This is a genomic window from Streptomyces albireticuli, assembly GCF_021228125.1.
GTDB classification, from domain to species: domain Bacteria; phylum Actinomycetota; class Actinomycetes; order Streptomycetales; family Streptomycetaceae; genus Streptomyces; species Streptomyces albireticuli.
On the sequence record NZ_JAJQQS010000003.1, the window covers coordinates 792532 to 804710 of the forward strand.

General features: G+C 73.6%; 11 protein-coding genes. 4 read left to right on the forward strand and 7 right to left on the reverse strand.

What is annotated here, in order from left to right; all coding sequences use genetic code 11:
- Nucleotides 1-63: 63 nt before the first annotated feature.
- A complete protein-coding gene (locus LUZ64_RS07885) occupies nt 64-1167 on the reverse strand; it encodes an NAD(P)-binding domain-containing protein (protein WP_095580413.1) in 1104 nt (367 codons plus the stop codon).
- Between the two features lie 212 nt (nt 1168-1379).
- Between LUZ64_RS07885 and LUZ64_RS07890 the strand changes: the two genes are divergently transcribed.
- Together LUZ64_RS07890 and LUZ64_RS07895 are read left to right on the forward strand one after the other, a co-directional pair.
- On the forward strand, nt 1380-2156 hold the full coding sequence (locus LUZ64_RS07890) for a hypothetical protein (protein ID WP_095580411.1): 777 nt from the start codon (nt 1380-1382) through the stop codon (nt 2154-2156).
- 28 nt (nt 2157-2184) lie between these two features.
- Nucleotides 2185-2607, forward strand: coding sequence for a YjbQ family protein (locus LUZ64_RS07895; protein WP_095580409.1), 423 nt, complete (start codon nt 2185-2187; stop codon nt 2605-2607).
- 125 nt (nt 2608-2732) lie between these two features.
- Here the strand turns inward: LUZ64_RS07895 and LUZ64_RS07900 are convergent, their stop codons facing one another.
- Both LUZ64_RS07900 and LUZ64_RS07905 read right to left on the reverse strand, forming a co-directional pair.
- Nucleotides 2733-3662 carry a D-alanyl-D-alanine carboxypeptidase family protein gene (locus tag LUZ64_RS07900; protein ID WP_095580407.1) on the reverse strand — a complete coding sequence of 310 codons (930 nt, stop codon included), beginning with the start codon at nt 3660-3662 and terminating at the stop codon, nt 2733-2735.
- 250 nt (nt 3663-3912) lie between these two features.
- The gene (locus tag LUZ64_RS07905) at nt 3913-4395 is read right to left on the reverse strand and encodes an Lrp/AsnC family transcriptional regulator (protein ID WP_095580405.1); all 483 of its coding nucleotides are present in this window, start codon (nt 4393-4395) and stop codon (nt 3913-3915) included.
- 383 nt (nt 4396-4778) lie between these two features.
- Here LUZ64_RS07905 and LUZ64_RS07910 point away from each other — a divergent pair, with 383 nt between their 5' ends.
- Nucleotides 4779-6257: an FUSC family protein gene (locus LUZ64_RS07910; RefSeq protein ID WP_232389718.1), complete on the forward strand. Its 1479-nt coding sequence runs from the start codon at nt 4779-4781 to the stop codon at nt 6255-6257.
- 179 nt (nt 6258-6436) lie between these two features.
- On the forward strand, nt 6437-7501 hold the full coding sequence (locus LUZ64_RS07915; RefSeq protein WP_095580401.1) for a lactonase family protein: 1065 nt from the start codon (nt 6437-6439) through the stop codon (nt 7499-7501).
- Between the two features lie 344 nt (nt 7502-7845).
- Here LUZ64_RS07915 and LUZ64_RS07920 read toward each other — a convergent pair whose 3' ends face one another.
- The 4 genes from LUZ64_RS07920 to LUZ64_RS07935 all read right to left on the reverse strand — a co-directional run bounded on the left by LUZ64_RS07920 (nt 7846) and on the right by LUZ64_RS07935 (nt 12073).
- The gene (locus LUZ64_RS07920; RefSeq protein ID WP_095580399.1) at nt 7846-8790 is read right to left on the reverse strand and encodes a sirohydrochlorin chelatase; all 945 of its coding nucleotides are present in this window, start codon (nt 8788-8790) and stop codon (nt 7846-7848) included.
- 106 nt (nt 8791-8896) lie between these two features.
- Entirely contained in the window at nt 8897-10012 is a 1116-nt protein-coding gene (locus tag LUZ64_RS07925; RefSeq protein WP_095580397.1) for an N-acetylglucosamine kinase, read from the reverse strand.
- A 103-nt stretch (nt 10013-10115) separates the two neighbouring features.
- Nucleotides 10116-10793, reverse strand: a complete 678-nt coding sequence (locus LUZ64_RS07930; RefSeq protein WP_095580396.1) for a uracil-DNA glycosylase — start codon at nt 10791-10793, stop codon at nt 10116-10118.
- 185 nt (nt 10794-10978) lie between these two features.
- The gene (locus LUZ64_RS07935; RefSeq protein WP_095580453.1) at nt 10979-12073 is read right to left on the reverse strand and encodes an NADH:flavin oxidoreductase/NADH oxidase; all 1095 of its coding nucleotides are present in this window, start codon (nt 12071-12073) and stop codon (nt 10979-10981) included.
- Nucleotides 12074-12179: the final 106 nt, after the last annotated feature.

Below are 12179 nucleotides of genomic sequence, written 5' to 3' on the forward strand. Positions count from 1 at the left end.
CGGCCGACGGCTGGGAAGAACCGGTCACGGACGGGACGGCTCGCCGTACGGCGACGGGTGGGGTCAGGCCGGGGCCGGAAGGGGAGCGCCGGTGCGGGCGTTCAGGAGGGTCTTGATCTCGCGTACCGCTCCGCGGCCCGCCCTGCTCGCCCCGATGGTGCTCGCCGACGGCCCGTAGCCGACCAGGTGCACGCGGGGGTCGTGGACGGCTCGGGTGCCCTCGACGCGGATGCCGCCGCCGGGCTCGCGCAGCTTGAGCGGTGCCAGGTGGTCGATCACGGCCCGGAAGCCGGTGGCCCAGAGGATGACGTCGGCGTCCACCGAGGTGCCGTCCGCCCACTCCACCCCGTCCGGCGTGACGCGGTCGAACATCGGCCGGCGGACGAGGACGCCCGCCGCGCGGGCCCGTTCCATGGCCGCGGTCATCGGCAGCCCGGTTACGGACACCACGCTCTGCGGCGGCAGCCCTTGGCGCACCCGCTCCTCCACGAGGGCCACCGCGTTCCGCCCCCGGTCCTCGTCGAAGGGTCCTTCGCGGAAGGCCGGAGGCCGGCGTGTCACCCAGGTCGTCTCCGCTCCCGCCTCGGCGATCTCCATCAGATGCTGTACGCCGGAGGTGCCACCGCCCACGACGACCACCCGCTGTCCGGCGAACTCCCGGGGTCCGGGGTAGTTCGCGGTGTGCAGCTGGCGGCCGCGAAAGGTCTCCTGGCCGGGGTAGCGGGGCCAGAAGGGGCGGTCCCAGGTGCCGGTGGCGTTGATCAGCGCGCGGGCCGACCACACACCTTCGGAGGTCTCGACCAGGAGCCGGCCCCCGTCGCCCTCGCGCACGGTACGGACCCCCACCGGGCGGTGGACGCGCAGGTCGAAGGCGCGCTCGTACTCCGCGAAGTACGTGCTGATCACCTCGGAGGAGGGCCGGGCGTCGTCGGCACCTGTCAGCTCCATGCCGGGCAGCGCGTGCATCCCGTGCACCTTGCCGTAGGTGAGTGAGGGCCAGCGGAACCGCCAGGCTCCGCCCGGACCCGGCGCGTGGTCCAGGACCACGAAGTCACTGTCCGGCTCGTACCCCGCCCGGCGCAGGTGGTAGGCGCTGGACAGGCCCGCCTGCCCGGCGCCGATCACCACGACGTCCACCTCGCGCTCACGCACCACAGTATTGTTCATGTTTCTACTAACTCGGTGGAGGTGGGATCTCTTCCCGAGCTGTTCCCCTGGGCTTCGACGGCGGACACCTGGCTCGGCCACGGGCGCTCGCGCCCGCGAGCGAGCCGCTGTGTGCCCTTACGCGCCGGGCGCACTCATGAGCAGGCCGCAACCGGAAGCCGTGCGCCGCCGTCTCCTAGCAACGCATCATCACCGCATCGGGGGAGTTGACAATGGTCAGGCTCATCTTCCGACTGTTAGCAGAGGCCGCCGCGGGCAGCGTGGTGACCTGGATCCTCTCGCATCTGGGCGACATCGGTACCTTCGTCGGTCTGCTGGGGAGCGGGGGACTGCTCGGCGGCACGATATTCGCCGACGGAGCCCAGGCCGGGCTGGTCCGGTTCGGTGCCTCCGTCGTCGTGTTCGTCGCCCCGTTCGTCTGCGCGAACGCGTACGAGCGCCATGAAGGGAAGCCCATCGCGGCGGTCGTCGCGGAGGAACCTCGCACCGGAACCACGTGGGGCGAGACCGGTGGCCCCGTGGTCGACACGGTCATCGGAAACAGCAACAGGAGCAAGGACAAGACCTGCCCCGACGGCAGCACGTCACCGCACTGCGGCGGGACCTCGTCCCCCGCTCCGTCCGGCACCTCCACCCGCGGCCCGAGTCCGAAGCCGAGCCGTACGTCCGGCGGAGACCCCAGTGTCCCGCCGAGCCCGAGTGTGACCCGGAGCCCGTCCGCCACCGCGCCGCCGTCCTCCACCGGCGGTCCGACCCCGAGCTCCGGCCCTTCGGGGGACACGGCGGGAAGTACCACGAACGGCACGACGGGGGGCACCGAACCCGGCGGCCGGTTCTCCTCGCCCACGCCTCGGCGCTCGTCGCCCCCGCCGCTCCCGGGTCCCGGCCCGAACCCCGGCCCGAACGGCGACCGGAACACCTCGGCCGGCCCGGCCGGCGGCTCGGGCGGCGTGCCCGACCGCGCCCGGAGCGGAGCTCCGACGCCCTGAGGATCCGCGCTGCGGTTACGGTGAGGAAATGGCTGACACCTTCACCACCCGCACGCTCCACGTCCCGACGGGCTCCGTCGAGACCGTTTACGACCTGACGGACGCCTGCTCCGCTTTCCTCCAGGAGGCCGCCCGGGGGCGGGACGGCCTGCTGAACGTCTTCACCCCCCACGCGACCGCCGGCCTGGCCGTCATCGAGACCGGTTCCGGCAGTGACGACGACCTCCTGGCCGCCCTGCACGACCTTCTCCCGGCCGACGACCGGTGGCGCCACCGCCACGGCACCCCCGGCCACGGCCGGGACCACGTGCTCCCCGCCCTGGTGCCGCCGCACGCCACGCTCCCGGTGGTCGGGGGCGAACTGGCGCTGGGGACATGGCAGTCGGTCGTCCTGGTCGATACGAACGTGGACAACCCCGACCGTCAGGTCCGGCTTTCCTTCCTCGGCTGAGGGAGCGGCGGAGCCGGTGGGAGACGCCGAAAGGCCGGCACAGCCGCAAAAACGCCCCTATGGGAGCACTCCCATAGGGGCATCGTTCAGTTACTCAGACATTCATTCATCCACGGGGGCGGCGGTCAGTCCCGCTGCGCCGACTCCGGCAGCTCCCGGAGCTTGACGTCGGACCTGGTCTTCGTCTTGAAGGCCCAGTCCAGCATCTTCACGGCGTCCGGATAGCGCTGCGTGGGGTCGTTGAGGAGCACGCCCACGACGGTCCGGCCGTCGCGCTGGGCTGCGAAGACCAGGCAGGGCCCGGCCGTGGTGCCGGTGCCCGTCTTGATGCCGAGCGCGCCCTTGTAGGAGCCCAGCAGCTTGTTCGTGTTGTCCCAGTAGTACGTGCGGTTGACGTTCGCCGCCTTCTGCTGGGTGGAGGCCGTCCTCACGACCGTGCGGAACGTGCTGTTGGAGAGGGCATGGCCGGCGAGCTTGGCCGAATCGCGCGCCGAGGTGTAGTTGGCGCCCTTCGCCGATATGCCGTCGAAAGAGTCGTACTTGGTGTTCTTCATGCCCAGGTCGGCCGCCTTCTTGTTCATCTTGGCGATGAACGACGCGGTGCGCGCCGACTCGGTCCTGCCCGTGCCGAAGGTGTCGGCGAGCGCGTACGCGGCGTCGCACCCGGAGGGCAGCATCAGGCCGTACAGCAGCTGCCGTACGGTCATCTTGTCGCCGGTCCGCAGGTCGGCGGTGCTCGCCCCGTTCCGCGCCACGTAGTCGCGGTAGGACTGCTTGACGGTGACCTTCTTGTCGAGGTCGACGCCCCGGGTGTCCAGGACGACCGCCGCCGTCATGATCTTCGTGGTGCTGGCCATCTGGCGTCTGGTGTCGGCGTCCTTGGCCCACAGCTGGCGGTTCTTGCCGCTGTCGAGCAGGAACGCGCCCTTCGCGGCCACCGTCGGACCGGTGGCGGCCTCCACGGTCGTCGCGGGGAGTACGGCGGTGACCGCCGCCGTCGAGGCGATCAGGGCCGCGCCCCACCGGCGGGCCGGTCTTCCCTCACATCGCTCCATCTATGCCTCTGTTTCTCGCGTGCCCGTTCTCGCGTGTCGAGCCGGGCGAGCAGATGATCGCACCAACTCTTTCGCCGGGAGAAACCAGGAGTGTTCGGGTATCTCCCGTGACCCACGCGCGGATCGGCTCCGCGCGTCCGAGTCCTTCCGGGCGGCGGCGAGAACATGACCTGCGGATTACCGCTGCACCGAGGAAGGCGCCCATGCTCCCGGGCCGCGGGCGGAAACACGCCCGATGGCCAGAGCGACGTCACGAACCCCGCTGAGCCGACCGGCCCACCGCGTCCACGAGCGGCACCATCCGATACGGAACCCGTTCGCGCAGCACGACCTCCGTGCGCGTACGCACCACTCCGGGGAGCTGTACGAGCAACTGGATCACGTCCTCCAGGTGCCCGGCGTCCCGCGCGACGACGCGCGCCATCATGTCGCCGCCCCCGGTGATGGAGAACGCCTCGATGATCTCGGGGACCTCGGCCAGCGACGTCGCCACCGGATCGAGATGGCCCTGGGTGACCTCGATGTGGACGAAGGCCAGCACGGGGTGGCCGAGCGCGGCGGGGGAGAGGCGCGGGCCCGTCCCCGTGATCACACCGTCCCGCTCCAGCCGGTCCAGGCGGGCCTGGAGCGTGCCGCGCGCGATCCCCAGCAGCCGCGCGTACTCGCGCACGCTGGTGCGGGGCTGCTCCAGCAGCAAACGGAGGATCTTCGAGTCCAAGACGTCCACGGCCATGCGCCGACGGCCTCCTTCCGGTCGGGATTCCCGGCCGGTCACGGTACCAATGGCTCACTCCACCGGCATGGCGAGCCCTCTCGGCGAACCGGCGGCCGTCTCCGGCGCGTCGTCCCCACCGGCCCGGCCTTGGGAACCCGCCGCCCCGTCGCACCCGCCCGGCCGGACGAGGGCGCCATTGGCCCTCCTACGGCCGAGATCGGATGCCCGGGAGTGTGCCAATGGCACAGGGGTATTCGCCTCTCTTGAGCCAACAGCCGATGAGATGTTGTGATGGAGCAGTCGATGGCGCTGCGGATGATCCCGCGGCGCCTTTTTCATGCCGGAACGTAGAAAGGGCGGCAGCTCTGAAGAGAATCTTCGTGGCACCGGATCCGGGCCGGATGAGGCTGCGTACCGCGGCCCGCGCCGTCCTGGGCGTGGGCTTCGCGGTCACCGTCGTGGAGCTGTCCGGCCTGCCGCTGCCCGCCAGCATCGCGGGCGGCCTGGCGGCGCTGCTCGCCATGTTCACCGTCGGCGACCCGACCGCGCGGCGCCAGGTGGTCACGACCGCCCTGCTGCCCGTCGTCGGCTTCCCCGTGCTCGCGCTGGCCGCCTCCCTGCACGGAATGCCGCTCCTGCGCGACGCCGCCTTCCTCGCGGTGGTCTTCTGCGGGGTCTACGCCCGCCGCTGGGGCCCGCGCGGACAGGCGCTCGGGATCTTCGGCTTCATGATGTTCTTCGCCACGCAGTTCCTGCACGCCGTCCCCGCGCAGCTGCCCCAGCTGTACGTGGCCGTGCTGCTGTCGCTCGCGGCGTGCGGCCTCGTCCGCTTCGGCGTCTGGTGTATCGAGCGCCGCACCCCGCCGCCCGTCGGCCCCGCCCCACTGGCCGCCCGAGGCCTCGCCCGCCCCACGACCCGCCAGGCCTTCCAGAACACCTTCGCGTGCGCCCTCGCCCTGGGCGTCGGCCAGCTCGTCTCAGACGAGCGCTGGTACTGGGCCGTCGGCACCGCCTGGTGGATCTTCGTCAACACCGCCTCGCGCGGCGAGACCCTGGTGCGCGGCTTCCGCCGGGTCGTCGGCACCCTGGCCGGCATCGCCGTGGGCCTCGTGGTCGCGGTGCCGCTGCACGGCGCGCCCGGGCCCACCGCCCTCCTCGTCGCGGTCTGCGTCTTCGGGATCTTCTACACGGCCGCGCCCTCGTACAGCTGGATGATGTTCTTCGTGACCGTCATGGCCGGTCTGCTCTACGGGCTCCTCGGCGTGCTCCACCCCGGGCTGCTCGCCCTGCGCTTCGAGCAGACCCTCGTGGGCGCCGCCGGCGCGGCGCTCGCCGTCGCCCTCGTCCTGCCCGTCACCACCCACGCGGCCACCGACGCCTGGATACAGCGCGCCCTACTGGCCGTACGGCACTGCACGACGGAGACCGCCCGGCGGCTGGCGGGCGACGAGTCCGCCGACCCCGCCCCGCACGTCGCCGAGCTCGAACTCCTCCTCGGCAAGGTCCGGGTCTCCCTGGCGCCCCTCCTGCACCCGCTCAGCCCCCTGCGCGTCCGTAAGGAGCGCGCCCGGCAGGTCATGGCACACCTCGACGACTGCGCCCGGCAGGCCCGCGGCCTGGCGGCCGTCGCGGCCGACCCGGACGCCTCGCACGACGCCCGGCTCACCGCCGCCTGCCAGCGCGTCGAGACGGCGCTCCACGGCCTGGTGGCACCCGGCGGCGAGCAGGTGCCCCCGGCCGCCGTGGCCTTCGACGCCGTCCCGCACCACCACCCCGGCGCCGAGCGCGCGCTCGACCACCTGCGCGACCTGGAAGAGGCGATCTCCTCGCTCGCCAAGCCCCTGCGGGGCAACCCGCGCGGGGTGTTCGCCGAGGCCTGACACCTCCGGCCGGTCCCCGGCCCCCGTCGCGCTCCCTCCGGGGCCGTCCCGCACCTCCGTGCCGGGCGGCCCCGGTGCCCGTTCCAGGACACCGACCGCTCCCTGACACTTCCCTGACCTCGCTCTGTCGGTGCCTGCGTGTAGCGTCGGAGACACACGTGGTCCGAGGGGAGGGCGGCATGGTGATCAGCAGCGCACGGCCGAGGCGCCGGGGAAGCCTCGCGTACATCGGTTCGTTCACGGAGGCGGGCGGCCCCGGTCTGACCGTCGCCGAGGCCGATCCGGGCACCGGCGCCCTGACGCCGGTGCACTCCACCGACGTCGTCGTGAACCCGTCGTTCCTCGCGCTCTCGCCGGGCGCCGACGTCCTCTACGCGGTGAGCGAGACCGACGAGGGCGCCGTGGCGGCCTTCTCCCTCGCCGATCCCGCGCGGCCCGAGCCGCTCGGCGAGCCCGTGCCCGTACGGGGCGACGGCCCGACCCACCTCGTCTTCGCGGGCACGCACGTCTTCACCGCCAACTACGGTTCGGGCAGCGTGAGCGCCCTGCCGGTCCGTACGGGCGGCGGCCTCGGCGCGCCGGTGGCGGTCCTGCCGCACCGGGGCGGCGGCCCGGTCGCCGACCGGCAGGAGGCTCCGCACGCGCACGCCGTCGTGCCCGACCCCTCCGGCCGCTGGCTCCTCGCCGTCGACCTCGGTACGGACTCGGTGTGGATCCACGCCCTGGACCCCGTGTCCGGCCTGCCCCGCCCGCACCACGAGGCGGCGCTGCGGCCCGGCACCGGCCCACGGCACCTGGTCTTCCACCCGCGGGGCGACCGGGCCTACGTGCTCAACGAGCTGGAGTCGACGGTCACGGTGTGCCGCTGGGACGCGGCGAAGGGGGCCCTGGAGCCGCTGGGCGAGACCCGAGTCGTACCGCCGGACGCCGACGTCGTGAACTACCCTTCGGCGCCCGTGGTGTCCTCCGACGGACGGTTCCTGTGGGTCGCCAACCGCGGGCACGACAGCGTCACCACCCTCGCCCTCGACGCCTCGGGGGACGGCCTGGAGCTCCGCTCGGCGGTCGGCTGCGGGGGCCGCTGGCCCCGGGACCTGACACCGCACCCCGCGGGGCGTCATCTGTACGCGGCCAACGAGCGCTCCGGTGACGTCGCGTGGTTCACCGTCGACGCCACCACCGGCATACCGCGTCCCGGCGGCGCGCTCCCGGTGACCGCCGCGTCCTGTGTGATCTTCGACTGAGGCGTGCGGGGCGGCCGTCCGGCCGGGTTCTCCGGTAGCGGCCGGAGCCGGGCCGCGCGTACGGGCCGCGGGTCGGCCCGGAACCACACCCTCAAGCTGAACTTCAGGGTGAGAGCCGACGGCTGCCTCGGCCGGTGGCCTCCCGGGCTTCTCCGGCCGGTGGCCTCCCCGGGTGCGGGGCGGTCCACGTCCGACGCCGGTCCGTAGCCGGTCCGGCCTCACACGTGCCGAGGGGTCCCACACGTGCCGGAGGGGCCCCCGCCGGGCGGGAGCCCCTCTCCGGACACCGGGCGGGCGGCCGGCCCGTCAGGCGTGTACAGCTCGTGCGCGGTGCGCGGCGTCGCTCAGCGGCCCGGCACGCCCTGCGGCGACGGCTGGGGCGTGATGCCCAGCACGCTCGCGTACTTCGCGAGGGCCAGCTTGCCGATCGCCGGGTAGGCGCCCAGCGGCTCGGCCGCCGCGCAGGAGATCTCACGCGCGGCCTCGGCGGCGAGACCCTCGGCCACCTCGGGGCCGATCAGACACGGCGCGAGCGCCAGCTGCCGGGAGCCGGAGCCGCGCAGCTGCTCAGCGGCGCGGGCGACGGCTCCCTCCTCGTCCAGCGCGGCGGCCAGCACCGGCACGGCCAGACGGGCGGAGAGCAGCATCCCGGTGATGCCGGCGGCCTGCACGGCCTCCTCGCCACCCACCGTCGCCAGGATGATTCCGTCGGCGGCAGTTGCAACTGTGAACAGTCGGGCGCGGTCGGCGCGGGCCAGCCCGGCCTCCGAGAGGCGTACGTGCAGCGCCTCGGCGAGCAGCGGGTGCGGACCGAGCGTGTCGGTGAGCTCGGTGACGGAGCCGCTGTTCATGACCGACTGACGTATCCGCCGGAGGAGCGCGTTGTCGGGTCCGGCGAGCAGCGGCACGGTGATGGCGGTGGGCCAGCGGTCCCAGGAGTCGGCGGCGTCCTCCGCGCTGCCCGAGGCCTCGGCTTCGCGCGCGCGAGCGGCGCGCTGGGCGGCCGCGTGCGCGAGGACGGACTCCAGCGACGGGTAGCCGCCGCTGTCGCCCTCCGCGTCCACGTAGCCGATCCGCGCGTCGATGCCGGGGAGCTCGGAGCGGGCGATGCTCAGGATCTCCTCGGCGAGGCCGCGGGTGGCGGGCTCGGGTGTGCCCGGCACGGCGAGGACCAGCGGAGGCGCACCCACCGGCGCGGCCGCTGGCTCCGGTCGCCGATGCCGTCCGGGCTGACGGGGTCGCGGCATTCGTACGGGCAGGCCAGGCGCGGGCCCTGTGGGGGAGCTCATGGCGCCGCATGTTAGTCGTTCATCGCACCGGACCGTTCGGGCGGGTCCGTCCTGGTCTTGTCTGTCCGGATTTATTCGCCCGCGCATACGACGAATGAAGGAGTGTTCAGCAAATGATACGGAGCATCGCGGGATCGGCCGGCACCAGGAGACTGTCCGTCACCAACGCTCCCGCCACGCGTAATGCGCCGTCCAGCGGCTCGCCCGCGGCGTCGACCGGTCGCGCGTGAGGTAGTTGCTTTTGCAACTCTTCGCGCACGGGTGCGAGCAGGGGATCGCCCATCCGGAACAATCCGCCGACGAGTGCCACTTCATATGTCACACCGGCCCCCTCCGTTGCCTCGCCCGAGGGTCCGTCGGCATCCGGACCCGGGGTCTCGCGGCCGGAAATCGTCCGGCCGGGAGCGCGGGACGTATCGGAGATGACGGACATGTCGGAGGGTGGTCCGGGGGGCGGGCAGGCCGCGGCGGCCGTGCCGGCGATGTGCCAGGCGGCCTCACGGAGAATGGCGGCCGCGACCGGGTCGGCCGCCGCGCACACGGCGACCTCGGGGGCGAAGGACGCGAGCAGGGCGGGCCGGTCCGCCCGGGGGTACAGCAGGCCCGGCAGCCGCTCCGCGGGGCCGAACACGGCGCGCAGCCGGTCGAGCAGCGCCCGTGAACCGCCGGCCCGCCCGTCGTGCGCCCGCATGGCCGCCTCCAGCCCGGCGCGCCCGATCCAGGCACCGCCGCCGCAGTCCCCGAGCAGGTGCCCCCAGCCGTCCGCGCGCCGCCAGCCCCCCTCGGGGGACAGATCGGTGCCGAGGGCCACCAGGCCCGTACCGGCCGCCACGACGACCCCGGGACGCTGGCCCAGGGCCCCCACGTACGCGGTCACCGCGTCCGAGGCCAGGGCCAGCCGCCGGGTGCCGAGCGCCTCGCGCAGAGCGGCCGGGAGGACGGCGCGGAGCTCGTCCCCCATCCCGGCCATGCCGGTCGCGCCCACGCAGACGGCCTCGCAGCGCCCGGCGCCCGCCCGCCCGAGCAGTTCCCGGGCGGCGGGCAGCAGCTGTGCCAAGAGGCCGCGGGCGTCGACGCCGGCCGGGCCGACGGCGGTGGGCACGGGAGAGGACCAGCGCAGCGAAGGGCCCCCGCCGTCGGCGGGGGCCAGGGCGACACGGATGCCCGAGCCGCCGGAGTCGACGCCCAGGACATGGCTGGACGGCCGTGCAGGCGCGGTCATCGCGGCGGTCGTCTCCGCCGGGCCCGGGGCGCCGGCGACAGCCGCGCCGGAGCTCCGCCCGCAGGACCCCGCGCGGGGGTCCGGCGCGGCGCCGGGCGCCGGATCACGGAAGCCGCCAGTCCACGGGGGCCGCCCCCTGCCGGGCCAGCAGCTCGTTGGCCCGGCTGAACGGCCGGGAGCCGAAGAAGCCGCGGTCGGCGGACATGGGGGAGGGGTGGGCGGACTCCACGGACGGCACCTGGCCGAGCAGCGGGCGCAGGTTGCGGGCGTCGCGGCCCCACAGGATCGCCACCATCGGGCCGCCCCGGGCGACCAGCGCCCGGATCGCCTGCTCGGTGACCTCTTCCCAGCCCTTGCCGCGGTGCGCCGCCGGCTTGCGCGGGGCCGTGGTCAGCGCGCGGTTGAGGAGCAGCACGCCCTGGCGGGTCCATGGGGTCAGGTCCCCGTTCGAGGGCCGCGGCAGCCCCATGTCCGTGTGCATCTCGCGGTATATGTTCTCCAGGCTGCCGGGCAGCGGCCGCACCTCGGGCGCGACGGAGAAGCTCAGTCCCACGGCGTGACCCGGTGTCGGGTACGGGTCCTGACCGACGATCAGCACTCTCACTTCGTCGAAGGGCTGCTGGAAGGCCCGCAGCACATTCGCGCCCGAAGGCAGGTACGTACGGCCCGCGGCGATCTCGGCGCGCAGGAAGTCGCCCATCGCGGCGATCCGCCCGGCCACCGGCTCCAACGCCTTGGCCCAGCCCGGTTCGACGATCTCATTCAACGGTCGTGCAGCCACGGGGCGTCACTCTACTGGCTCAGTCCGTTCCCGTACGAACGCGCCTTCCCGCCGCCGCCCGTGCGCACCCCGCCGCGCTTTGGCCGCGTGTCTCTCCGGCATCCCCCGGACGAGTGATCGCCGCGCGTCGGCAGATGCTTCCGGAGGCCGCCGGGCAGCGGCCTCCGGAAGCGCGTACGGGCAGGTCAGAAGGCCCGGCCGTACTGTGCCGGCACTCGCTTGGCGGCGCCCAGCGCGTCGGCGGCGCGGTGCGCCCAGTGCGGGTCGCGCAGGAGCTCGCGGCCGAGCAGGACCGCGTCGGCCTCGCCCGCGGCGACGATCTTCTCGGCCTGCTCGGGCTCGGTGATCAGACCCGCCACGGCGGCGGGCAGCCCGGCCTCGTCCTTCACGCGGCTCGCGAACGGCACCTGGAAGCCCGGGCCGACGGGGATGACCGCGTCGGGTACGAGGCCGCCCGTGGAGACGTCGAGCAGGTCCACGCCGTGGGCCCGCAGTTCGCGCGCCAGGGCCACGGTCTGGTCCGCCGTCCAGCCCTCGCGCGCGTCGTCGGCGTTCTCCGACAGCCAGTCGGTGGCCGAGACGCGGAAGAAGACCGGCAGGTCCTCGGGCCAGACCGCGCGCACCGCGTCGACGACCTCCAGGGCGAACCGGACGCGGTTGTCGAAGGAGCCGCCGTAGGCGTCGGTGCGGTGGTTGCTGTGCGGGGAGAGGAACTCGTGGATGAGGTAGCCGTGCGCGCCGTGCACCTCGAGGACCTCGAAGCCCGCGGCCAGAGCGCGCCGGGCGGCGTCCGCGAACTGCCCCACGATCTCCTTGATCTGCTCCACCGTCAGCTCGGTGGGCGTGGGGTGGCGGTCGTCGAAGGCGACGGCGCTCGGGGCGACCGTCTGCCAGGCCTCCTCGGCGTCCGCGTAGCCGCTGCCGTGCCAGGGGCGCTTCGTCGACGCCTTGCGGCCGGCGTGCGCTATCTGGATGCCGGGTACCGTGCCGCGCTCCTTGAGGAAGGCGGTGAGCCGGCGCAGCTCCTCGGCCTGGGTGTCGTTCCAGATGCCCAGGTCCCCGGGGCTGATCCGGCCCTCCGGGGAGACGGCCGTGGCCTCCAGCAGGATCAGCCCGGCGCCGCCGATGGCGCGGGCGGAGTAGTGGGCGAAGTGCCAGTCCCGCGCCACGCCCGCGTTCGGTCCGAACGCGTCCGCGGTGTACTGGCACATGGGTGCCATCCAGACGCGGTTGGGGAAGGTCAGCGACCGAAGGGAGTAAGGCTCGAAGAGTGCGCTCACGCTCACAACAGACTCCAAATGCGCTACACGGGTGGGGTGACGGGTGTGGTGTCGACCGCCGGGCGGCGACCACGGTTCGTACGATACCCATCGTAGTACGCCAGAT